Here is a 21,050-nt window from a genome sequence, read left to right as displayed (position 1 = left end):
AAGCATCCCCTTACGTCCTGAACAGGACATAGGGGGATGCAGGACAAATCGGGATTACTGAACGCCGCCTACTCGCCAGATGACATTATCTTCATCCTGACCGCTAACCGGCCACCACTTGAAGCCATCCTGCTCCAATAGCTTGTGAGCACCTTCCGGTCCCCATGAGCCTGCAGCATAGGTTTCCAGCGTATCTGGGGTCTGCTGCCATGCCTTGGCGATTCGATCGACGAATCCCCATGCCGTGGCAACCTCATCCCAACGCGTGAAGTACGTCGAATCACCCTCAATCGCATCCATCAGCAATCGTTCATAAGCCTCCGGTGAGTTGATACCCACCATACAGCTTTGGCAAAAATCCATAGCCAGCGGTTCAATATCTGATTCGGAACCAGGTTTCTTGGCATTAATTTTAATGTAAATGCCCTCCATTGGATTGACCCGAATCACGAGCAAGTTCGGTTCTAGCTTATGCTTTTGACCGAGATACACGTTCGTTGGCATGCTCTTAAATTCCACAACAATCTCCGTTGTTTTTACTGGGAGACGTTTGCCCGTACGAATATAGAACGGTACGCCAGCCCAACGGAAATTATCAACAAACACGCGTGAAGCAAAATAAGTCTCTGTGTTCGACTGTGGATCTACCTTGTCTTCTTGGCGATACCCCGGCAACTGCTGGCCGCGATAACTGCCTTCGGTGTATTGGCCACGTACCACATTGGTTTTCACATCCTCAGACGTTTCAAAAGGGCGCAGCGAACGCAGCACTTTTACCTTTTCATCACGGATATCCTCAGGCAACAAACGACTAGGTGGTTCCATCGCAATCATCGTTAGCATTTGCAACATATGGTTCTGTCCCATATCCCGCAAAGCGCCGGAATGATCGTAGTAACCTCCGCGTTCCTCCACCCCTACCGTTTCACTAAGCGTAATTTGCACATTGGCAATATGCTTATTATTCCACAGTGGTTCAAAGAAGGCGTTCGCGAAGCGGATCACCTCAATATTTTGTACCATTTCCTTACCAAGATAGTGATCAATCCGATAAATTTCTTCTTCGGCAAATACTTCTCGTATTTCAACGTTCAATTCTTGTGCAGATTCGAGGTTATAACCGAATGGCTTCTCAATTACTAGGCGATTCCAGCCTTTTCCATCCATCATGCCGCCATCTTTCAAGCTCTTCGACACGCTTCCGAATAATTCAGGAGCCAAGGCCAAATAAAACAACCGATTTCCCGGTATGTTAAACTTGCTTTCTATAGACTCCGTCTGCTGTCTCAGCTCATGGAACCCTTCGACATTGTTTATATCCAGCGATTTATATTCAAAATGCTCGGCAAATGCCTGCCATTCTTGATCATTTTCTGCTTTGTAGCGACTAAACTCCTGTATGGAAGCATACAGGTCATTACGGAATTCTTCCTCTGTGCGCGGACGCCTTGCTACACCAATAACGGCAAAATCTTCAGCAAGCTTGCCTTCGCGGTACAAGCTGTAAATAGCAGGAAAAAGCTTGCGACGAGCCAAATCGCCCGTAGCGCCAAAAATAAACAGAACTGCGCCTTGCGTCACAACAGATTCTTTAGCAGGTATGTCAGCCATGAAGTACCTCATTCTTCCCATGTCAAGATTCCGCAATCCACAATCCCCGAAATCCGCATGTAGTATTGTGTATATTTATACAAGATCATACTTGATTTTCGAAAAACATGGAACTAAAGATTTGATGATATTTTATCATATCCTACATGGATAAGCTATCCGATGAATCATAAATTTACCTTATAAGTCAGTATTCAATCGTGATGAGCGGGAAACCGAGCGTTATACGTGTATTCTGCTGCTCCCTATCTTCATGTACAGCCATCTGCATCTGGACCTGATGCTCACCGCTTTGAATCATTAACGGCAGCTCTGGAGCTTCATAGGATATAGCCACAGTAGTCGCATCCGTATATCTTTCTTTGGCCTGCATGGAGATGTTCTCTGCTAAGCTCGCCTCTGTCAGTTTCAACAGTTGATCTTTGGATTCCTTTGTATGCAGCGAACGCTGAAGGGCTGTGTTCCACTGCGCTTGAATCCCCATAGATTTTAATTGCTCAGCACAAAGCTTATGAAGCTGAATCAACCGCTCACGTCCTGCATTATTACTCTCCAGTTGAACAACTACATACCATTGTCCAGTTTGACGTTCCATCACATTTAAGCGGATTCTTAGATCCTCACTATGACGAACAGAACGATAAACCGTGTGTCCATTTTCTACGAGTTTGTTTACTGTGGGTATATTCAGCTGATCGGCTATCTGTGCCGCCACATCTGCCGGCTCTTCATGGTTAGAAATCCAATCGCCTTGCCACTTCACAACCAGCTTATCCAACGTACCCGGGGCCTGGTCCGAGATGATTAACAATGAACGTAAAGCCGTTTCTGCTTCGCGGGAATCATATCGGTTTGTCTGAAGGGTTCCGTAGCGCCAGCCAGCCAGTACCAGCACCGTTCCTAATACCAAAATTGCAATAATCCCTTTTTTAATCAGCTCTGCTTTTAACATTATCGTTCCCCCCCGCTCCACAACCATCCGATTCCCACACCTACGCTCTGGTTACTTTCTTTTTCGGCTGGATTGAAATCTATGAATCTATCAATAGCATTCCCGTTGTCAGAGGTTTTATACACACAGCAATACGACAAAGCCCTTATAAAATATTCATCTGCCTACTGGGTGTTCGACCATACATCGTAGGCACCGTAAGAATAGACTATGATCACAATGCATCTTACACCAAAAGAGGTGAAATCATGTTTCCGATTTATCCTGTAAATGAAGCCAATGTGGCACCTCATGGTGGACGTCTGGTCTGTGCCGTTATGCGTGATGGTACACGACACATCGGCATCTTAAGTGGGTGTAGCAAAGGCAAGCTGATGTTGAACGGATATCCACCCTCCTTTCCTGGCAGTCTCTACGCCGGAAGCTACAATAACAAAGGAAAACAATCCCCAAAAAAGAATTCCTCTAAAAAGAAAAAAAGGAATCCTAAAAACAAAGCTCGTACCTCTGCCAAACTAAATGCCTTAATTAAGCCACCTAACGAACCTCTGAGTCCATCCTTTCCTTATGACGCAGGCGGATTTGCTGGAAATGGTTATAGTAGTTATGGAAATGGCAGACCAGGCTATCACGGTGGGTACGGCGGATATGGATACGGTGCAGGGCTTGCACTAGATCTGGCTTTAATCGCCTTTTTATTCCTCCTGATCTAAACACCTTGTTATGGAATACAAAAAACCGGAGGACTATTGTCGTCTCCGGTTCTTTGTATTCGTTTATTCTACATTCTACTCTGCTAATCCGTTCTTATAGGCATAGATCGCCGCCTGTGTACGGTCTTCTACTCCTAATTTAGCGAGAAGGTTCGTGACATGGAATTTTACCGTCTTAATCCCGATAATCAGCTCATCTGCGATATCCTGATTAGACTTCCCTTGTGCCAACAGGCGAAGCACCTCCATCTCACGATCAGTCAGTTCCGTATGCGCGGGTGCCTCAGCCTGTGGCTGGCGAAATCGATTCATCATCTTGGAGGCCACCTGTGACTCTAGTACGGACTGTCCGCGTGCAGCTGCACGGATCGCATCCGCTATCTCGGAAGCACGAGACGTTTTGAGCAAATAGCTGAATGCCCCTGCCTCAATGACCGGATACATTTTCTCATCGTCCAAATAACTCGTCAGCACAATCACCTTTGTCTCTGGAAGCAGACGAGTTACTTGGCGTGTCGTTTCGATGCCATCCATGCCATCCATGACCAGATCCATCAAAATGACATTTGGCTTGTATTCGGAAGCCAACCGTATGCCTTCTTCTCCGCTTCCAGCCTCGCCGACCACTTCAATACCTTCTTCCGTCCCCAGCACCGCCGCAAGACCAATCCGTACCATTTCATGGTCGTCTACCAGCAGTACGCTAATCGGTAATTCCGTTTCCATGATCATCGTTCCTTCCGCTTTCATCATTAATAACTGGCACGGAAACCTCGATCCGTGTTCCTTTTCCCGGTGCCGTTATATATTGAATAGCTCCCCCAATTTCACTGACCCGCTCCTGCATTGTGGATAATCCATATGAAGTCTGCTTTTTCTCATCCAGTTCAAAACCAATACCGTTATCCCGAATCGTCAGCCTGATGGAATCCGGGCGTTGCACGATACGAATTTCCATGCGGGTTGCTTTGGCATGACGCAATGTATTAGACATCGCTTCCTGAACAATACGAAACAAGTGGTTCTCAATGCCTTTAACCAACTGTACTCCGCTTTCAATCTCAAAATCAATCTCCATCGGTACCTTTGCCTGCAACTCCTGTACCAAATCACGCAAACCCTGCTCAAGCCGTTTTCCTTCCAGATAGACAGGCCGCAGATGAAGTAGTAACGCCCGCATTTCGGATTGTGCCACGGAAGACATTTCTTCAATTAGCGCAACTTGACGCTGCGCTTTATCAAAATCCTTATCCAGCGTCCTCCCCACAGCCGTCGCCGTCATTGAAATAGCAAATAATTGCTGTGATACGGCGTCATGCAACTCTCTGGCCAGCCGCTGCCGCTCTTCCACAATCGCAGTCATCCGTGCCTGTTCTGCCAACTGAGCGTTATCCGTGGATAAGCGTTGTAAAGACGTAACTTGTTCCTGCCATTTACGCCCGATCCGTTCCAGCTGCTCTCCCAGCCTGCCAAGCTCATCATGCCCTAGGGGAGGCAACTCACGTGCAGGGGTTCCCTTTTCCCACATCAGCAACGTCTCTCTCAACATTTCCAATCTGCTTTTAAAGCGGTAGCTCTCATAAAATCCGTACATTGCCCCTGTACCAATTAACACCAGTATAACGGCTCCTGCAACTTTCAATATCATGCCCCAGGTTGGGAACGACTTCACATATCCATATGTATACAGCATATAAAAGACAACTACGCCCACAACAACACACAGGAGGATACCTTCACCCATACTGCGGGTTACCATGTTGGACGTTTTTTTATGATTCATCCCGGCTCCTCCTGATTCAATAAAATCGGACGCGGACATCGCCCGCCAAGTACGAAACGACAAACTTCACTTTATACTCACTCTGCTCAAAATGGGGAGACTTCCAAACCAGTCGATTGAGCATCCCCGCCTCATGATCCCGGTCAAACTGAATCTGTCCGAACAATACGAGCATCTCCACCTCTACACCGTAATTATCCGGTAACGTGATGTCAATGTCACCGAAGATCCCTTGTAGAAATATGACGGACTCACGTTCCTCTGGGAGAGCCAACGTCAGGTCAGCATCCACGTCCCCAACCACATGCCATATGCTTGTGCTGCGCAGACTCCAAGGCACTTCATCCCATTTATGATTGGATATAAAATTGTGCTTGAATATGGAGCTTTGACCTTTATGCAGCTTCCTTGAACGTGAATAGAATACAGCTAATGATGCTAGTGTAACTACCACAAACAGGAACAAATGATCCAGCACTAACAGTCCAGCACCAATCGCGAGCATCGTGTAACCTTTTTTGATTTTGGAATTACGGATCTTATATATTCCGGCCAACATTAGGATCAGTGCAACCACGGAGAGGAACCCAATCCACTGACCGAATAAAATGATAACCCCGATGCCAATCCCTGCCAGTGCCAAGGCTGATTTTTTTCTCTCCATGCTGCACCCCCTTTTTGTTTATACAGGACGGAAAAGCCATAGTGGCGCGACATTCCGCCATATGGCTTTCCCGGACCATACAGATTGAGCACGATCATCGACCAATGTCCATTCCATACAGCATATCATAATGTCTTGTTTCCGAGTAGTCAGTCCTTCTTCATATCGACTGGTTTAGCACCTGTCTGAATTTTGGACTTAAGCTGTTGAAGCTGCTCATCCACTTTAAACTGTTTTTCAGCCTCAGCTGGATTAATATATGCTTCTCCTGGAGCTTGACGGTAAGGAGCACGCAGTACGTCAGCTTCAGCTTCCATTTGCATGATTTTTTCTTCCATACGGTGGAAGCCCAATGAAGCAGACCCACTTTCAATCGTGTGCAAACTATTGATTTGAGACATTTGCTTTTTGGCTTTCGCCATTTGAGCACGGGATACCAACTCATTGCGCTTGTTGCGCATTTTATAAAATTCATCTTTCATGTCGTGAAGCTGCTGTACCAATTCTTTTGCTTGAAGCTCAGCTTGTGTGTGCAAGTCGCGGTATTCGTCCTGCTTTTGCACAAAATAAATCTTCTCTCCCAACAGCTTTCGTGCTACTTCTTCCTGACCATTTCGTAATGCGGATTCGGCTTGCTTCTCACGCTCATTGGATACACGTACCGCTTCCTCCAAACGCTGTTTCATACGTCGTTCATTCGCCATTTGCTTGGCAACCGTTACCTCAGCCTCGTGAATTTCCGCCTCCATATCGCGCAAATATTGATTCAACATAATAATCGGATCTTCCACTTTATCCAACACTTCATTCACCGATGCTCTTGTCATATCCTTCATTCTTTTAAAGATCCCCATTATTTACGATCTCCCTTCTCGAATTGCTCTACTTTTTTGCGTAACTCTGCCAATTCTTTTTTCATTGCCTTTTTCTCAATATCTTCCATCATGGAATCCAAGTCGTTGTTCTGACCTGTGTTAAATTTGGATGAGTTGCGGGCATCTTGACCAAAAAACGGGTTCGAATTGCCGTATGCGCCGCCCTGATTGTAACCAGTTCCCTGCCCATACTGCGATCTTGTATTGTTACTGCCATAATAGCGCGGGTCCTGTTGATTATAGGGTCCGCTGTCAGGGCCAAATCCTCCATCGAAAGGAGATCTCGGCTCCTTGGAGATAACCAGTGCCGCAATCACATAAATCATAAATGTGGTTCCTGCTGTAATAAAGAAACTGATCACAACCAGAATACGAATCCATGTTGAGTCCATTCCTGTTGCGTCAGAAAGACCGCCACATACACCTGTTATTACTCTATCCCGGCTTGATCTGTAAATTCGGGTCATTATCAATTTACTCCTTCCCGCTGTTGTTCAGCTTGCTTTTCAGTCTCTCCCACTCTTGTTCAAGCAACGATCCACCGCCTTGGGCATCCTGTACATGGTCGCCCTCACCCCGACGTAAATCACGCAGACTCATCGTTTCTGCTTCCATATCGGCTACTCGGTCTTCCAAGCGGTTGAACATTCGGGGAACATTTCGTCCACCGTATGTACCAGCCCGTTCGTTCATTTGCTGCTGGAGTCTCAACGTCTGTACACGTGCCGCATAATACTGACGCTTGCTGTGTACCGTTTGATATTCTGTCTTTAACGTATCTAGCTGTTGTTCTAGCTCACGTAGTGATTCACGGCTCTGCTCCCACAGTTCTCTATACTGCTCTTCTTTTTCTGCATATAGCATTTTCTCCTGAAGGGCCAGCTTCGCGATATGTTCTTCATCAGCCTTCAAAGCCAGTAGCGCCTGTTCCTCCCGTTTGGTCTGCATGGACAATGCATGATCCAACTGCTGCTTCATCTGTCTTGTGTGCATCGCATACTGTTGATGGAGTTTTTCCGCTTCGGCAATTTCCTGGCGGGTATTATACAAGAACTGGTCAATTAGTTGCACCGGGTCTTGGCTTTGTTCCAAATGCTCATTGAAGGTCGCTACCGTGATATCTCGCATTCTTCGAAAAACACTCATTTGCGTCTGCTCCTTTCACAATTCGTATTGCCATAATTTATCACTTCGTTGCTACAATCTTTTTTCATTCGTCAAACTGCTAAAATCAGTAACGTCTTCTGCGGTCACTCAGCAGGGAAACACCAAATATGATCAACCCGATTGCCAGTAGCGGTCCCAGAAGCCAGGACAGTTTGCCAAGCAAAATCAGTACCCCGAGTACAAGTACGATCCAGCCGAAGAGCGCATTTCCTTTTTTCACACCGTAGTAGCCTAGCATGACCATAGCTATCGGAATTAAGTAACCAATCAGATGTCCTAAAAAGTGACCGAAAAACGGAGTAAACTTACCGAGCAGCATAATCGAACCCAACACGATCAGTACAATGGCTAACCCATTCCCTTTGTTAACTCTCATCATCTCTCACCGCCTTTCACTGTGTCTTGCTTATGTTCTTATTGTACGCTGACTTAGCGTTCGACAAAACGGACCCCAGACGGTTTTTGAACCTAGACCTAAGTCGGGGATGAATATAGACCTGCGGCTATCACCCTCTATGCTGTTCTGCTGCACGGGCTATCGAGTGTTGCTCACCCGCTTGCTTGGAGCGTAGTGACAGGACAAGACAAGCCAGTAACGCTATAGCTGCAACCATATAAGGCAGGTTAATATGAACATCGAACAACAGTCCTGCAATTAACGGTCCAATCACATTACCCAAGCTTGTATAGGACGAGTTCATTCCTGCCACAAAGCCTTGCTCATCTCCGGCCTGCCGCGATAGAGAAGTGCTTACTGCTGGACGAAGGATATCCATAGCCAGAAAAATGATAAAGGTCGTCAGCATAATCATCACATACTGTTCAGCAAATAGGGTTAGAAAAATGAAAACGCCCCCAATAGCCAAACAGAGGTGAATTACTTTTTTCTCTCCAAAACGATTAATGATCCATCCAAATATAGTTGCTTGGACAACTGCTCCCATAATGGAGCCTGTCGTTATAATGATGGCAATATCCATTGGTGTAAAACCATATTTATGGTCAACAAACAGTCCAAACACTGTTTCAAAGTTCGCTAACCCAAAAGCAACGACAAATACAATGAGTAAACCCATGAAATATGGAGATTGATATGACTTGGCAAATTGCTGCAAAAGATTTTCTTTTTGACGTGGAAGCTCTCTATTAAATTGTTGCTTTTCCTTGCTTAAAGACTCAGGCAGCACTAACAGAGACAAAATAGCCGCTATTCCCGCAGCTCCTGCTGCCGCAAAGAAGGGAATGCGTATTCCATATGTGGCAAGCAAACCGCCAATCCCTGGTCCTATTATGAAGCCTGTGTTGATCGCTGCATTGATCATTCCCATTCCCTTGCCTCTTTCCTCAAACGAGGTCACATCAGCGACATAGGCCATAATAGAAGGAGTAAGCAATGCTGCCCCTGCTCCACCCATGATTCGTGCTATGAACAGGGTAGGAATGGAATTTGCCAGTCCAAAAACAAGCTCTGATAACATGAAGATGAACATCCCAGAAACAATCAACTTTTTACGTCCATAACGATCAGACAACTTTCCTGACAATGGTGATAACAAAAGCTGTGTCAACGCAAAAGCTGCAACCATCAGCCCCATCGAGGAACCATTCATCCCTAGCTCACTTATAAACTTAGGTAACACAGGGACAACTAAGCCAATCCCCATGAATGCCAAAAAAATGTTAAGCATCAATAACAGCATTGCTCCTCGATTTCTTGTGAGTATAGACATATTTCCACCCTTCCTTTTCCGTATCTCTTTATTCAACATCAGGTAAACTTCATTATTCTTTTTCAAAAACAATTGAAACTAAAATTGTTTTATTAGTTTTCATATAAAAAAATGGCCTCTTCAAATATGCAGCATATTGTTGAGGCTATTTTTTTATTTTTCGACCAATCCGAACAACAGAATATCTACAATAGAATAAGTTGCTTCCTCTACCGTCACACTGTTATCCAGAAAGAAACGCTGATCAAGCGTTAAATTTACAGATTCAATAATAAGCTTCATGATCAGAGCCTCATTTTTGTTCACTATTATTCCTTCTCGAATGCCTTCCTGAATTAATGTTCTAATCGGAGACCAGTCATTTAAATCGGCATGTACCCTTTTCCATTGCTCAGGATAATACTTTTTCATCTGGTCCAATATTCTTAAATCGTAAAACTTATAATACAGAGGCATGACCCTAATCGACTGCTTAATCTTGTCTAACAAAGATAACTCATTATTTTCGATAATTTGCTCAGTTTTACGAATCATATCATCATTAGTACGCTCAATAAGTGTTTCTAAAATAAGCGTCTTAGACGAAAAATGTTCATACAACGTACGCTTACTAATGGCGAGTCTTTTCGCAAGATCATCCATCGTAAATTTCAAACCATTTTCATGAACTTCCTCTACAAAAGCCTCCAAAATTCTTTCCTGCATATTCGTCCTCATTTCTTTCGTGCTCAGTAAACTAGAAAAGTTTTTTCAGTACCATCATCTTACGATAAGATCAAAGCGCTGGTCAAATCCATGTTAACCTTGTTGCCAAAATCATGAATATATAATAAAAAGGATGATAAAATGCCTTTAAGCATTTTATCATCCTTTTGTGTATACCGGCGAGAGGACTCGAACCTCCACGGTTTCCCACTCGATACCGAATACAATCTTGATAATACCTTGTTTAATGAAGTAAAATAAGCGCTGCTCGTCGATTTCGACCCGCAAGGTAATCTGTCGATGTACTTTGGTATTGAGCAGCGGGATCAACTTCCGTAGCTATGGTCTGCGACAGGACTAACTCAGTTGCTCAGTATCAAGGAATTTAGAATACTTGTACAACTTCTTTAATATCATCAATTTCCTCAAGAATTGCGCGCTCAATAGCAACCTTTAACGTAATCGTAGCACTTGGGCAACCATTGCAAGCTCCCAAAAATCTTAATTTTGCTATACCGTTCTCAACTTCGACCAGTTCAGCATCTCCACCGTCACGCAGTAAGAAAGGACGTAGTTTGAGAAGAACTTCCGATACTTCATCGAATAAAACTCCATTTTCATCCATTATGTCAACTCCTCCCATTTTTTTACCAACCGTCAATTCAGACCTTTTTTCACCCTAGATCGTCTGAGTGATCCTTTGCTTTTTGCCTAAGAGTGACCTCTTGATCCGAAAGTTCCCTTATAAGCGTATGAATAGAGTCTAAAGGTATCATCACACCACAACTTGCGCTCAATCCTGACAGCATATTGAAGCAGAACTGAAGTTTTCGTATCTCTCGGGTAATTTGAGCTAGTTCTGAATCGTCCGAATTATTTTTCTTCATTACTAGCACCTCTTTAAAGAATGATAAAGGTTTGATCTATTAAATTAATGAATCAACCGATGCTTCCTTCCATCTCAAATTGAATCAACCGATTCATTTCAACGGCATATTCCATTGGCAATTCTTTGGTAAACGGTTCAATAAAGCCCATTACAATCATTTGTGTAGCATCTTGTTCTGTAAGCCCGCGGCTCATTAAGTAAAACAATTGTTCCTCGGACACTTTGGATACTGTTGCCTCGTGCTCCAAAGTAATCTGATCGTTTTTAATTTCATTGTACGGAATCGTATCTGATGTTGACATGTTGTCCAATATCAACGTATCGCACTTAATATTGGACTTGGACCCTGCGGAATCGCGGCTGAAGCTGGACAACCCTCGGTAGTTTACTTTTCCGCCCTGCTTGCTGATGGATTTGGATATAATCGTAGATGTTGTCTCGGGAGCAAGGTGAATTACCTTCGCGCCAGCATCTTGATGCTGATCTTTACCGGCTACGGCAATAGACAGGATGGACCCCTTGGCTCCCCGTCCTTTCAATAATACTGCCGGATACTTCATTGTTACCTTGGAGCCGATGTTGCCGTCCACCCATTCCATTGTGGCATTTTCTTCTGCCACAGCCCTTTGGGTTACCAAGTTGTAGATATTAGGAGCCCAATTCTGAATGGTCGTGTAACGGACACGGGAATCTTTCCGGCAAATAATTTCAATAACTCCACTATGCAGAGAACTGGTACTATAAATAGGTGCTGTACATCCTTCAACATAATGGACAAAGCTGCCCTCTTCGGCAATAATTAATGTCCGCTCGAATTGACCCATATTTTCAGAATTAATACGGAAATAACCTTGTATAGGAACCTCGCACTGAACACCCTTCGGAATGTATACAAAGCTACCGCCTGACCAAACCGCACTATTAAGCGCCGCAAATTTATTGTCGGCAGGAGGGATGATCGTCCCAAAGTGTTGCTTAAACACTTCGGGGTATTGCTTTAATGCACTATCCGTATCAAGGAAAATAACGCCCTGATCCTCCAGTTCTTTCCGCATGCTGTGATAAACTACTTCCGACTCATATTGAGCGGATACGCCCGCCAGGAACTTTTGCTCCGCTTCAGGGATTCCCAGCTTGTCAAAGGTTGCTTTGATCTCGGAAGGAACCTCCTCCCAGGTCTTTCCCTGTTTTTCAGAAGGGCGAACGTAATACTGGATGTCATCAAGATTTAGCCCGGTCAAATCCGCTCCCCATTCAGGCATCGGCATTTTGTAGAATTGATTCAAAGCTTTCAACCGAAAATTGAGCATCCACTCCGGCTCTTCCTTGATCCGGGAAATTTCCCGGACAATCTCTTCCGTCAGACCTTTTCCAGATTGAAAAATAGACTGGTGCTTGTCGCGAAACCCATATTTATATTCGCCCATATCTGGTGCTTTTTTAGCCATTAGTATCACTCCTTTTTAACCTTTCAAGATTCATTTTGATTTGCTATGATCTGCCGAGCTTGCTTTCCACTAAATCTTTTAGGCGACTACGAACACCTTCCAGCGGGATCTCCGAAATGACAGGAGCGAGAAATCCGAAAATAACAAGATGTTCGGCTTCACTCCGTGATATCCCGCGCGACATCAGATAATAGATTTGCTCTGCATTTACTTGCCCCACGGATGCAGCATGACCCGCGGTTACATCATCCTCATCTATCAGCAGGATCGGATTGGCATCGCCGCGAGCTTTAGGACTTAGCATAAGCACGCGTTCTGTTTGCTGACCATCACAATGGGTTGCACCTTTTTCAATCTTTGTAATGCCGTTGATAATGGCCGTAGCTTCTTCAAGCATGACTGCACGCGTAATCATCTGGCTTACCGAGCTTCTGCCAAAATGCTGAGCTTGAGTTGTATAGCTCGATTTTTGATTGCCCGTGCCAATAGCAATCACCTTATTGTCGGAGACCGCCCCGTTGCCTTGTAGCAAAGTCTTGGTATCGCTGGCGGTATAACCATTGTTCATCTCACCAATAATCCATTCCACACCCCCATCAGCAAGAACGACCGCCCGTCGCTGGGTGAAATCTGTTGTAGTTGCAGCAAGCTGATGAACCGAAGCTACTTGCACCTTTGAGCCCGCTCCCGCGAAGACCTCCGTCACACCGTTATGCAATACCTTGACATCATCACCACTCGATACACAATTATCCACATAAGTGATCTTGCTGTTGCTCCCTGCCACAATTAAGACGTGAGGAGCAAAACACACACCGCTTGTATCGTTAAGAAAGATCGCTTGAATAGGTGCTTCAACCTCTACACCGTCTGGGACATATAGAAAAACGCCACCACTCCATAAGGCACTGTGTGCAGCAGATAAACGATGTTCTTCTGGCTTTACTGCCTGAAAGAGATAACGTTGAACCAGCTCCTCATGCTCTTTTGCCGCAGTATGCAGATCCGTTAAAATGACTCCCTGGGCGGCTAAGCTCTCGGACAATTTCGTATACACTACATCCGAGTTGAACTGAAGGATTAGTCCGCCTTTCACCGGAGAAGCAACCAAACCTCGAACAACCTCCGGCGCTTCCTCCAAACTAGACCACGCATTCTCAGCCTTGTAATCTCCACTTTCGTAGATATCCCATTTTTCGAGATTGATTTTCTCCACTTTAGGCAACTCCAGCGTCCCTGCCAGTTCGAGTGCGTGAACGCGGCGTTCAATCAGCCAACGAGGTTCATCCTTAGCGCTTGACCATGCGCGTAAATCGTCCACATTCATTGAAACTCTAGCTTGTATATCCACGTGCTGTTCCTCCTCTCCGGCTTTTAAGCTTCCCTTACCGTCTCATCCGTAATCCCAAGTTCCTCCTTCACCCAATCGTACCCTTCAGCCTCCAAACGGTGGGCAAGCTCCGGACCGCCAGATTTAACTATCCGGCCTTGCATCATGACATGCACAAAATCCGGGGTAATATAATTCAACAGTCGTTGATAATGGGTGATGATTAAAAAGCCTCTATCCGGGCTGCGCATCTCATTTACGCCATTGGCCACAATACGCAGTGCATCAATATCAAGCCCTGAGTCCACTTCATCCAGGATCACAAACTTGGGTTCAAGTAGCATCATTTGCAAAATCTCATTCCGCTTTTTTTCACCGCCAGAGAATCCCTCATTCAAATAACGATGCACAAATTCCGGGTTCATCTCCAGCCCCTTCATTTTGCTCTCCATTTCACGGATAAAACGGATTAAGGATATCTCATCGCCTTCTTCACGCCGTGCATTGATGGCACTTCTGAGAAAGTCCGAGTTGGTCACGCCAGCAATTTCACTTGGGTATTGCATAGCGAGGAACAAGCCTGCCTGGGCACGCTCATCCACCTCCATCTCCAGAAGGTCTTCATTGTCCAATGTCACCTTACCGCCAGTAACCTCATATTTGGGATGGCCCATTAAAGCTGAAGCCAATGTACTTTTTCCCGTCCCATTAGGCCCCATAATCGCATGAATCTCTCCGCCATGAATCTCCAGTGTGAGCCCTTTTAAAATTTCTTTCCCTTCAATCTTGGATCTTAATTCCTCAATCTTTAATGTCGTCATTTATCGTAAACTTCCCTTCGGAGTATTCTTCGGCACGCGCCACCAAATCACTCATAAATTTTCCAATAGTCTGCAGCTCAACCTCTGAATAGGATTCAATGAATTGGTAAAACCTTTCTTCTTTTTCTTTGTGCAGTTCTTTATGCAAATGATAAACGTGTCTTCCCTTATCCGTTAAACTAAAGTAAATCTCCTTACGATTGCTGTTCAGTTGACTTCTCATAATGAAGCCCATTTCCAGCAGCTTTGCACTAATTTTAGTAATGCTAGCTTTGGACAACCCCATCTTCTCCACAATCCCGGTATGATTTATCGGTTCATAATCACCAATGCAATCAATAACGTGTACACTAGTAATATTGTTGGAGAGCATGTCAATCTGGTACTTTCTGGCCTGTTGCCGAAACGAGTTAAATTCTTGTTCAGTATACAGCTCATTCAGATGTAGCATTTTAATATATTGCTCGTAAAGATGACCTTTAAAATGATTTTGAAACTCCAATTTCCCAATCTCCCCTCTCTTGTAGTAGTTGCAGACCAAGTTCAGTGTCACCATTAGATTATTTTTTGTTCACTAGTGAACAAAATTATATTAACACAATTGATATTGATAATCAATATCAATTGTGTTAAATGTGACGCAATTTTGGAGGCGCTTTTCATGGGTTTGTTGTCATTGTCATCGGCCTCATGCTGTGTTTTGACTAGGGCACGTCCCGGAAATGGTTTTGCCTACCTCTGATCAATTCGGCAGCACCCGGATGGATATGGTAACCGAAGCCAAGTCCAATACCGTTGCCTATGAACGTCATGGTACACCTGCCACAGACCGGGGTCGCTACCGTAAAAAGAGGACAAAGGTGGTGCTTGGCCGAGCTGTTTTAAAGCCGTACCGCAGCGTTTGAGTACGCTATCGTGAGCATGTATGGCAATGAATAATCCGTCAGTTACCTGTGTCTGGATATGTTATGGGGCCAAAGAGTATACCAAAAACTGTGGTTTTTGCTGGTGAATCCGAACAGGCGATGCTCCATTCTAGCCAGCACCGATCTGACACTGGAGGCGACCTAGATCATCGAACTTTATACCGCCCGGTTCAAAATAAATGCACCTTCTGGGCGCTAAAGCAATCCATCGGCGGATTCAGCTACCACTTTTGTAGCAAATCCATTCCGAAGCTCAACCGGTATTTGAAAAAAGGATCGGGTTCACCCTCTGGAGTTGTTGGAAGAGGAGAAAGCGCAACGGGACATCCGCCTAACTGTAAAGATGAGAATGGTAAACGATAACCAAAATGGATCCCTACGGGGCTTAAGATAAAAGGAACCAAGAAAAGAGCCGAAATCTTGCTTCAGGAAGCCAGGAAGAATTATCATATGGAAGGACAAGCACTCGCGGTTGAAAACGAAGATATGCTGTAAGAGTAAAAGCGGCTACTCCATCCGGTAATAGCAAAAGGCTGTTCGCAGACTTTATGCTTCAATGGCTAGAGATGATGAAAAACAGTATCGGGCTTATCTCATCTCCTATATCTCCTATTCCGACACTGTAAAAGGCCGCGTAGATCCTTTTTCCGAGAGAAAGGGATGTATTGCTTGATGATTTAACTACAGAGGATTTTCAGACCTTGTATACCCATGAAATGAATGTGCAAGGTGTCAGCGCCAATACCGTTATTCATTACCACGCGAACATTTGCAGAGCCCTTCAGTATGCCGTGAAAATAAAGCTGATTGTGGCGAATCTCCCTGACTTAGTTGAAAGCCCAAAAAAGAACAATTACGTCGTGAGCTTCTACAATGCCGAGGAGCTGAATCAACTCCTCGCAGTAATTCGAGGCGAAAGAATTGAAATTGAAAAGGACCGAACCAAGAATAAAGCCAGTCGCCGTATACTGCCACTGGTGGACACGTTCTATGAGCTTCTGATTCGTATGAAGAAATAACAGGAATCCTATCGCTTATCTTCTGACAATTCTTATTGTCTTGAATACCTGGAGTATATTTATGTAGATGTATTAGGGGTAAGCATGAAAGAAGTTCAGGAATGGTTAGGCCACAGCGATTATGCAACAACGGCAAATATTTATTCGCATTTCGAATACAACTCAAAGGTGTCTTCAGCTCAAGCAATGAGTGGGGTACTAAAGCTCAAATAAAAAAAGCCCACTAGAGATTATCTCTAATGAACTCTTTTAGTTAATACCGGCGAGAGGACTCGAACCTCCACGGTTTCCCACTCGATTTTGAGTCGAGCGCGTCTGCCATTCCGCCACGCCGGCATATTCAATTATGGAGGCGCCACCCAGATTTGAACTGGGGAATAAAGCTTTTGCAGAGCTTTGCCTTACCACTTGGCTATGGCGCCAGAGTGTAACAAAGCGGACGACGGGAATCGAACCCGCGACCCTCGCCTTGGCAAGGCGATGCTCTACCGCTGAGCCACGTCCGCATAAAGATGGCTGGGGATATAGGATTTGAACCTATGCATGACGGAGTCAAAGTCCGTTGCCTTACCGCTTGGCTAATCCCCAATAAGTAAAGGGCGGCCGATGGGGCTTGAACCCACGAATGCCGGAGTCACAGTCCGGTGCGTTAACCACTTCGCCACGACCGCCGCAAGTAATGAATAATTGGCAGGGGCAGCAGGAATTGAACCCACACCAACGGTTTTGGAGACCGTTGTTCTACCTTTAAACTATGCCCCTATAAAACTGGTGGAGGATGATGGATTCGAACCACCGAACCCGTAAGGGAGCAGATTTACAGTCTGATGCGTTTGGCCACTTCGCTAATCCTCCAAAAATGGTGCCGGCGAGAGGACTTGAACCCCCAACCTACTGATTACAAGTCAGTTGCTCTACCAGTTGAGCTACACCGGCACATAAAATATTCAATTAAAAGTGGCTCGGGACGGAATCGAACCGCCGACACGAGGATTTTCAGTCCTCTGCTCTACCGACTGAGCTACCGAGCCTTATTATAAGGCTCTTCATTAAACGTTGTATTACTAATGGCGGAACTGACGGGATTCGAACCCGCGATCTCCTGCGTGACAGGCAGGCATGTTAGGCCTCTACACCACAGTTCCATAATAAATTTTAATTGGTTGCGGGGGCAGGATTTGAACCTGCGACCTTCGGGTTATGAGCCCGACGAGCTACCGAACTGCTCCACCCCGCGACAATAATAAATATTTAATTTTCAAATGGTGGAGGCTGAGGGGCTCGAACCCCCGACCCTCTGCTTGTAAGGCAGATGCTCTCCCAGCTGAGCTAAGCCTCCACAATTAAGCACTTCTCATATTATACCATAATGAACTTTTTATTGCAAGTTCTTTTATGATATTTTTTATGACCCGTAGGGGATTCGAACCCCTGTTACCTCCGTGAAAGGGAGGTGTCTTAACCCCTTGACCAACGGGCCATGCAATAAAATAATTATGGCGGAGAGAGAGGGATTCGAACCCTCGAGACGCTTTTGGCGCCTACACGATTTCCAATCGTGCTCCTTCGGCCAACTCGGACACCTCTCCATATGGCTCCCCGAACAGGACTCGAACCTGTGACAACTCGATTAACAGTCGAGTGCTCTACCAACTGAGCTATCAGGGAATATTAAGCATTTGTTTCAAGGTTACACCCTGAAAACTGGATCCGAAACTCATTGCGTTTTATTTTTAGGATAAGCCCTCGACCGATTAGTATTGGTCAGCTCCATGCATTACTGCACTTCCACCCCCAACCTATCTACCTCGTCGTCTTCAAGGGGTCTTACATACTGGGAAATCTCATCTTGAGGGGGGCTTCACGCTTAGATGCTTTCAGCGCTTATCCCTTCCGTACATAGCTACCCAGCGGTGCTCCTGGCGGAACAACTGGTACACCAGCGGTACGTCCATCCCGGTCCTCTCGTACTAAGGACAGCTCCTCTCAAATTTCCTACGCCCACGACAGATAGGGACCGAACTGTCTCACGACGTTCTGAACCCAGCTCGCGTACCGCTTTAATGGGCGAACAGCCCAACCCTTGGGACCTACTTCAGCCCCAGGATGCGATGAGCCGACATCGAGGTGCCAAACCTCCCCGTCGATGTGGACTCTTGGGGGAGATAAGCCTGTTATCCCCAGGGTAGCTTTTATCCGTTGAGCGATGGCCCTTCCATGCGGTACCACCGGATCACTAAGCCCGACTTTCGTCCCTGCTCGACTTGTAGGTCTCGCAGTCAAGCTCCCTTCTGCCTTTGCACTCTTCGAATGATTTCCAACCATTCTGAGGGAACCTTGGGGCGCCTCCGTTACTCTTTAGGAGGCGACCGCCCCAGTCAAACTGCCCACCTGACACTGTCCTCGCACCGGATCACGGTACCAAGTTAGAACCTAGATACGATCAGGGTGGTATCCCAAGGATGCCTCCCTTCAAGCTGGCGCTCAAAGTTCTACGGCTCCCACCTATCCTGTACAGATCGTACCCAAATTCAATATCAAGCTGCAGTAAAGCTCCATGGGGTCTTTCCGTCTTGTCGCGGGTAACCTGCATCTTCACAGGTATTAAAATTTCACCGGATCTCTCGTTGAGACAGCGCCCAAGTCGTTACGCCATTCGTGCGGGTCAGAATTTACCTGACAAGGAATTTCGCTACCTTAGGACCGTTATAGTTACGGCCGCCGTTTACTGGGGCTTCGGTTCATAGCTTCGCCCGAAGGCTTACCACTCCCCTTAACCTTCCAGCACCGGGCAGGCGTCAGCCCGTATACTTCGCCTTGCGGCTTCGCACAGACCTGTGTTTTTGCTAAACAGTCGCTTGGGCCTTTTCACTGCGGCCCCCTCGGGCTATTCACCCTACCGAGGCACCCCTTCTCCCGAAGTTACGGGGTCATTTTGCCGAGTTCCTTAACGAGAGTTCTTCCGCGCGCCTTAGAATTCTCTTCTCGCCTACCTGTGTCGGTTTGCGGTACGGGCACCTTCTCCTGGCTAGAGGCTTTTCTTGGCAGTCTGAGATCATGACCTTCGCTACTATAATTTTCGCTCCCCATCACAGCCCAGCCTTAACGATGTGCGGATTTGCCTACACACCAGCCTCACTGCTTAGACGGACATCCATCAGTCCGCGTCACTACCCTACTGCGTCACCCCATTGCTCATAACGGATTACGGTGGTACAGGAATTTCGACCTGTTGTCCTTCGACTACGCCTATCGGCCTCGCCTTAGGTCCCGACTTACCCTGAGCGGACGAACCTTCCTCAGGAACCCTTAGGCTTTCGGCGGATCTGATTCTCACAGATCTTTTCGTTACTCATACCGGCATTCTCACTTGAATGCAGTCCAGCGCTCCTTACGGTACACCTTCAACCCGCATTCAACGCTCCCCTACCCCTGATGCATTGCATCAAGCCATAGCTTCGGTGGTGTGTTTAGCCCCGTTACATTTTCGGCGCAGAGTCACTCGACCAGTGAGCTATTACGCACTCTTTCAATGGTGGCTGCTTCTAAGCCAACATCCTGGTTGTCTGTGCAACTCCACATCCTTTCCCACTTAACACACACTTGGGGACCTTAGCTGATGGTCTGGGCTGTTTCCCTTTCGACAATGGATCTTAGCACTCACTGTCTGACTCCCGGAACTAAATCTATGGCATTCGGAGTTTGACTGAGCTTGGTAACCCTTGCGGGCCCCGCACCCAATCAGTGCTCTACCTCCACGATTCTATTTCCGAGGCTAGCCCTAAAGCTATTTCGGGGAGAACCAGCTATCTCCGGGTTCGATTGGAATTTCTCCGCTACCCCCACCTCATCCCCGCATTTTTCAACATGCGTGGGTTCGGGCCTCCAGTGCGTGTTACCGCACCTTCACCCTGGACAGGGGTAGATCACCCGGTTTCGGGTCTACGTCCACGTACTCAAGATCGCCCTATTCAGACTCGCTTTCGCTGCGGCTTCAGCTCTTCACCTTAACCTTGCACGGGAACGTAACTCGCCGGTTCATTCTACAAAAGGCACGCCATCACCCATAGATCGGGCTCTGACTTCTTGTAAGCACACGGTTTCAGGATCTATTTCACTCCCCTTCCGGGGTGCTTTTCACCTTTCCCTCACGGTACTGCTTCACTATCGGTCGCCAGGGAGTATTTAGCCTTGGCAGATGGTCCTGCCGGATTCATACGGGGTTTCACGTGCCCCGCACTACTCGGGATCCGTCTCGGAGAGAACAAGTTTTGAACTACAGGGCTTTTACCTTCTCTGGCGGGCCTTTCCAGACCTCTTCATCTAACCGGTTCCTTTGTAACTCCATGTGAGACGTCCCACAACCCCAAGGAGCAAGCTCCTTGGTTTGGGCTAATCCGCGTTCGCTCGCCGCTAC

Annotated in this window: 20 protein-coding genes, 15 tRNA genes and 1 rRNA gene (1 of these 36 cut by a window edge); 4 read left to right on the top strand and 32 right to left on the bottom strand. The window is 46.2% G+C overall.

Annotated elements, in window-relative coordinates:
• Nucleotides 1–54: 54 nt before the first annotated feature.
• Both zwf and NSQ58_RS07040 read right to left on the bottom strand, forming a co-directional pair.
• Nucleotides 55–1,611 (bottom strand): glucose-6-phosphate dehydrogenase, encoded by a 1,557-nt coding sequence (gene zwf, locus NSQ58_RS07045; protein WP_023990232.1) that lies wholly within the window; start codon nucleotides 1,609–1,611, stop codon nucleotides 55–57.
• Between the two features lie 187 nt (nucleotides 1,612–1,798).
• Complete coding sequence (locus NSQ58_RS07040) at nucleotides 1,799–2,563, bottom strand: YwmB family TATA-box binding protein (protein WP_028541400.1); 765 nt, start codon at nucleotides 2,561–2,563, stop codon at nucleotides 1,799–1,801.
• Between the two features lie 248 nt (nucleotides 2,564–2,811).
• Here NSQ58_RS07040 and NSQ58_RS07035 point away from each other — a divergent pair, with 248 nt between their 5' ends.
• On the top strand, nucleotides 2,812–3,276 hold the full coding sequence (locus tag NSQ58_RS07035; RefSeq protein WP_341057090.1) for a hypothetical protein: 465 nt from the start codon (nucleotides 2,812–2,814) through the stop codon (nucleotides 3,274–3,276).
• A gap of 75 nt (nucleotides 3,277–3,351) precedes the next feature.
• On the opposite strand, the gene NSQ58_RS07030 is transcribed toward NSQ58_RS07035, so the two are convergent.
• The 14 genes from NSQ58_RS07030 to NSQ58_RS06965 all read right to left on the bottom strand — a co-directional run bounded on the left by NSQ58_RS07030 (nucleotide 3,352) and on the right by NSQ58_RS06965 (nucleotide 15,190).
• Complete coding sequence (locus tag NSQ58_RS07030; protein ID WP_013372995.1) at nucleotides 3,352–4,002, bottom strand: response regulator; 651 nt, start codon at nucleotides 4,000–4,002, stop codon at nucleotides 3,352–3,354.
• Nucleotides 3,980–5,059 (bottom strand): sensor histidine kinase, encoded by a 1,080-nt coding sequence (locus NSQ58_RS07025; protein WP_023990236.1) that lies wholly within the window; start codon nucleotides 5,057–5,059, stop codon nucleotides 3,980–3,982. The genes NSQ58_RS07030 and NSQ58_RS07025 overlap by 23 nt, the downstream gene beginning before the upstream one ends.
• 16 nt (nucleotides 5,060–5,075) lie before the next feature.
• On the bottom strand, nucleotides 5,076–5,723 hold the full coding sequence (gene liaF, locus NSQ58_RS07020) for a cell wall-active antibiotics response protein LiaF (RefSeq protein WP_028541398.1): 648 nt from the start codon (nucleotides 5,721–5,723) through the stop codon (nucleotides 5,076–5,078).
• A gap of 149 nt (nucleotides 5,724–5,872) precedes the next feature.
• Nucleotides 5,873–6,577 (bottom strand): PspA/IM30 family protein, encoded by a 705-nt coding sequence (locus NSQ58_RS07015; protein WP_023990238.1) that lies wholly within the window; start codon nucleotides 6,575–6,577, stop codon nucleotides 5,873–5,875.
• Nucleotides 6,577–7,065: a PspC domain-containing protein gene (locus NSQ58_RS07010; RefSeq protein WP_023990239.1), complete on the bottom strand. Its 489-nt coding sequence runs from the start codon at nucleotides 7,063–7,065 to the stop codon at nucleotides 6,577–6,579. The genes NSQ58_RS07015 and NSQ58_RS07010 overlap by 1 nt, the downstream gene beginning before the upstream one ends.
• A 7-nt stretch (nucleotides 7,066–7,072) precedes the next feature.
• Nucleotides 7,073–7,744 (bottom strand): PspA/IM30 family protein, encoded by a 672-nt coding sequence (locus NSQ58_RS07005; protein ID WP_023990240.1) that lies wholly within the window; start codon nucleotides 7,742–7,744, stop codon nucleotides 7,073–7,075.
• Nucleotides 7,745–7,829: 85 nt separating this feature from the next.
• The gene (locus tag NSQ58_RS07000; protein ID WP_013311898.1) at nucleotides 7,830–8,141 is read right to left on the bottom strand and encodes a LiaF transmembrane domain-containing protein; all 312 of its coding nucleotides are present in this window, start codon (nucleotides 8,139–8,141) and stop codon (nucleotides 7,830–7,832) included.
• Between the two features lie 130 nt (nucleotides 8,142–8,271).
• Nucleotides 8,272–9,534 (bottom strand): MFS transporter, encoded by a 1,263-nt coding sequence (locus NSQ58_RS06995; protein WP_327204603.1) that lies wholly within the window; start codon nucleotides 9,532–9,534, stop codon nucleotides 8,272–8,274.
• A 114-nt stretch (nucleotides 9,535–9,648) separates the two neighbouring features.
• Complete coding sequence (locus tag NSQ58_RS06990; protein WP_023990242.1) at nucleotides 9,649–10,200, bottom strand: TetR/AcrR family transcriptional regulator; 552 nt, start codon at nucleotides 10,198–10,200, stop codon at nucleotides 9,649–9,651.
• A 385-nt stretch (nucleotides 10,201–10,585) separates the two neighbouring features.
• Nucleotides 10,586–10,825: a NifU family protein gene (locus tag NSQ58_RS06985; RefSeq protein WP_013373004.1), complete on the bottom strand. Its 240-nt coding sequence runs from the start codon at nucleotides 10,823–10,825 to the stop codon at nucleotides 10,586–10,588.
• A 314-nt stretch (nucleotides 10,826–11,139) separates the two neighbouring features.
• Complete coding sequence (sufB, locus tag NSQ58_RS06980; protein ID WP_023990245.1) at nucleotides 11,140–12,537, bottom strand: Fe-S cluster assembly protein SufB; 1,398 nt, start codon at nucleotides 12,535–12,537, stop codon at nucleotides 11,140–11,142.
• A gap of 43 nt (nucleotides 12,538–12,580) precedes the next feature.
• Nucleotides 12,581–13,888 carry a Fe-S cluster assembly protein SufD gene (gene sufD / locus NSQ58_RS06975; protein WP_445671666.1) on the bottom strand — a complete coding sequence of 436 codons (1,308 nt, stop codon included), beginning with the start codon at nucleotides 13,886–13,888 and terminating at the stop codon, nucleotides 12,581–12,583.
• Nucleotides 13,889–13,911: 23 nt separating this feature from the next.
• Nucleotides 13,912–14,688 carry a Fe-S cluster assembly ATPase SufC gene (sufC, locus tag NSQ58_RS06970; protein WP_023990247.1) on the bottom strand — a complete coding sequence of 259 codons (777 nt, stop codon included), beginning with the start codon at nucleotides 14,686–14,688 and terminating at the stop codon, nucleotides 13,912–13,914.
• Nucleotides 14,669–15,190: a MarR family transcriptional regulator gene (locus NSQ58_RS06965; protein WP_023990248.1), complete on the bottom strand. Its 522-nt coding sequence runs from the start codon at nucleotides 15,188–15,190 to the stop codon at nucleotides 14,669–14,671. The genes sufC and NSQ58_RS06965 overlap by 20 nt, the downstream gene beginning before the upstream one ends.
• A 220-nt stretch (nucleotides 15,191–15,410) precedes the next feature.
• Here NSQ58_RS06965 and NSQ58_RS06960 point away from each other — a divergent pair, with 220 nt between their 5' ends.
• The 3 genes from NSQ58_RS06960 (at nucleotide 15,411) to NSQ58_RS06950 (ending at nucleotide 16,846) form a co-directional block, all read left to right on the top strand.
• Nucleotides 15,411–15,593: a hypothetical protein gene (locus NSQ58_RS06960; protein WP_023990249.1), complete on the top strand. Its 183-nt coding sequence runs from the start codon at nucleotides 15,411–15,413 to the stop codon at nucleotides 15,591–15,593.
• A 686-nt stretch (nucleotides 15,594–16,279) separates the two neighbouring features.
• A complete protein-coding gene (locus tag NSQ58_RS06955) occupies nucleotides 16,280–16,633 on the top strand; it encodes a hypothetical protein (RefSeq protein ID WP_341057089.1) in 354 nt (117 codons plus the stop codon).
• An 84-nt stretch (nucleotides 16,634–16,717) separates the two neighbouring features.
• Nucleotides 16,718–16,846, top strand: coding sequence for a recombinase (locus NSQ58_RS06950; RefSeq protein ID WP_143109565.1), 129 nt, complete (start codon nucleotides 16,718–16,720; stop codon nucleotides 16,844–16,846).
• Nucleotides 16,847–16,890: 44 nt separating this feature from the next.
• Here the strand turns inward: NSQ58_RS06950 and NSQ58_RS06945 are convergent.
• The 16 genes from NSQ58_RS06945 to NSQ58_RS06870 all read right to left on the bottom strand — a co-directional run.
• Nucleotides 16,891–16,969: transfer RNA gene (locus tag NSQ58_RS06945), tRNA-Leu, on the bottom strand.
• A gap of 11 nt (nucleotides 16,970–16,980) precedes the next feature.
• Nucleotides 16,981–17,055, bottom strand: a tRNA-Cys gene (locus NSQ58_RS06940).
• Between the two features lie 12 nt (nucleotides 17,056–17,067).
• Nucleotides 17,068–17,139, bottom strand: a tRNA-Gly gene (locus tag NSQ58_RS06935).
• Nucleotides 17,140–17,146: 7 nt separating this feature from the next.
• Nucleotides 17,147–17,221: transfer RNA gene (locus NSQ58_RS06930), tRNA-Gln, on the bottom strand.
• A gap of 10 nt (nucleotides 17,222–17,231) precedes the next feature.
• A tRNA-His gene (locus NSQ58_RS06925) sits at nucleotides 17,232–17,304 on the bottom strand.
• A 17-nt stretch (nucleotides 17,305–17,321) separates the two neighbouring features.
• Nucleotides 17,322–17,395 (bottom strand) — tRNA-Trp (locus NSQ58_RS06920).
• A 7-nt stretch (nucleotides 17,396–17,402) separates the two neighbouring features.
• A tRNA-Tyr gene (locus tag NSQ58_RS06915) sits at nucleotides 17,403–17,488 on the bottom strand.
• A 5-nt stretch (nucleotides 17,489–17,493) separates the two neighbouring features.
• Nucleotides 17,494–17,569, bottom strand: a tRNA-Thr gene (locus NSQ58_RS06910).
• A 22-nt stretch (nucleotides 17,570–17,591) separates the two neighbouring features.
• Nucleotides 17,592–17,664: transfer RNA gene (locus tag NSQ58_RS06905), tRNA-Phe, on the bottom strand.
• 37 nt (nucleotides 17,665–17,701) lie between these two features.
• Nucleotides 17,702–17,778: transfer RNA gene (locus NSQ58_RS06900), tRNA-Asp, on the bottom strand.
• Nucleotides 17,779–17,793: 15 nt separating this feature from the next.
• A tRNA-Met gene (locus NSQ58_RS06895) sits at nucleotides 17,794–17,870 on the bottom strand.
• Between the two features lie 26 nt (nucleotides 17,871–17,896).
• Nucleotides 17,897–17,972, bottom strand: a tRNA-Val gene (locus NSQ58_RS06890).
• A gap of 69 nt (nucleotides 17,973–18,041) precedes the next feature.
• Nucleotides 18,042–18,113 (bottom strand) — tRNA-Glu (locus NSQ58_RS06885).
• Nucleotides 18,114–18,130: 17 nt separating this feature from the next.
• A tRNA-Ser gene (locus tag NSQ58_RS06880) sits at nucleotides 18,131–18,222 on the bottom strand.
• 3 nt (nucleotides 18,223–18,225) lie between these two features.
• Nucleotides 18,226–18,301, bottom strand: a tRNA-Asn gene (locus NSQ58_RS06875).
• Nucleotides 18,302–18,367: 66 nt separating this feature from the next.
• Nucleotides 18,368–21,050, bottom strand: a 23S ribosomal RNA gene (locus NSQ58_RS06870); it runs 245 nt beyond the window's last position.

Source organism: Paenibacillus sp. FSL M7-0134 (assembly GCF_038007865.1).
In the GTDB taxonomy this organism is placed as follows: Bacteria; Bacillota; Bacilli; order Paenibacillales; family Paenibacillaceae; genus Paenibacillus; species Paenibacillus polymyxa_B.
The sequence above is the reverse complement of the archived record's forward strand: the minus strand, read 5'-3'. Positions and strand labels throughout refer to the sequence as shown.

What these genes read in the sequence shown, in the direction of transcription:
- zwf (WP_023990232.1), bottom strand. Translation starts at nt 1,611, where the DNA reads ATGGCTGACATACCTGCTAAAGAATCTGTTGTGACGCAAGGCGCAGTT.
- NSQ58_RS07040 (WP_028541400.1), bottom strand. Translation starts at nt 2,563, where the DNA reads ATGTTAAAAGCAGAGCTGATTAAAAAAGGGATTATTGCAATTTTGGTA.
- NSQ58_RS07035 (WP_341057090.1), top strand. Translation starts at nt 2,812, where the DNA reads ATGTTTCCGATTTATCCTGTAAATGAAGCCAATGTGGCACCTCATGGT.
- NSQ58_RS07030 (WP_013372995.1), bottom strand. Translation starts at nt 4,002, where the DNA reads ATGGAAACGGAATTACCGATTAGCGTACTGCTGGTAGACGACCATGAA.
- NSQ58_RS07025 (WP_023990236.1), bottom strand. Translation starts at nt 5,059, where the DNA reads ATGAATCATAAAAAAACGTCCAACATGGTAACCCGCAGTATGGGTGAA.
- liaF (WP_028541398.1), bottom strand. Translation starts at nt 5,723, where the DNA reads ATGGAGAGAAAAAAATCAGCCTTGGCACTGGCAGGGATTGGCATCGGG.
- NSQ58_RS07015 (WP_023990238.1), bottom strand. Translation starts at nt 6,577, where the DNA reads ATGGGGATCTTTAAAAGAATGAAGGATATGACAAGAGCATCGGTGAAT.
- NSQ58_RS07010 (WP_023990239.1), bottom strand. Translation starts at nt 7,065, where the DNA reads ATGACCCGAATTTACAGATCAAGCCGGGATAGAGTAATAACAGGTGTA.
- NSQ58_RS07005 (WP_023990240.1), bottom strand. Translation starts at nt 7,744, where the DNA reads ATGAGTGTTTTTCGAAGAATGCGAGATATCACGGTAGCGACCTTCAAT.
- NSQ58_RS07000 (WP_013311898.1), bottom strand. Translation starts at nt 8,141, where the DNA reads ATGAGAGTTAACAAAGGGAATGGGTTAGCCATTGTACTGATCGTGTTG.
- NSQ58_RS06995 (WP_327204603.1), bottom strand. Translation starts at nt 9,534, where the DNA reads ATGTTGAATAAAGAGATACGGAAAAGGAAGGGTGGAAATATGTCTATA.
- NSQ58_RS06990 (WP_023990242.1), bottom strand. Translation starts at nt 10,200, where the DNA reads ATGCAGGAAAGAATTTTGGAGGCTTTTGTAGAGGAAGTTCATGAAAAT.
- NSQ58_RS06985 (WP_013373004.1), bottom strand. Translation starts at nt 10,825, where the DNA reads ATGGATGAAAATGGAGTTTTATTCGATGAAGTATCGGAAGTTCTTCTC.
- sufB (WP_023990245.1), bottom strand. Translation starts at nt 12,537, where the DNA reads ATGGCTAAAAAAGCACCAGATATGGGCGAATATAAATATGGGTTTCGC.
- sufC (WP_023990247.1), bottom strand. Translation starts at nt 14,688, where the DNA reads ATGACGACATTAAAGATTGAGGAATTAAGATCCAAGATTGAAGGGAAA.
- NSQ58_RS06960 (WP_023990249.1), top strand. Translation starts at nt 15,411, where the DNA reads ATGGTTTTGCCTACCTCTGATCAATTCGGCAGCACCCGGATGGATATG.
- NSQ58_RS06950 (WP_143109565.1), top strand. Translation starts at nt 16,718, where the DNA reads ATGAAAGAAGTTCAGGAATGGTTAGGCCACAGCGATTATGCAACAACG.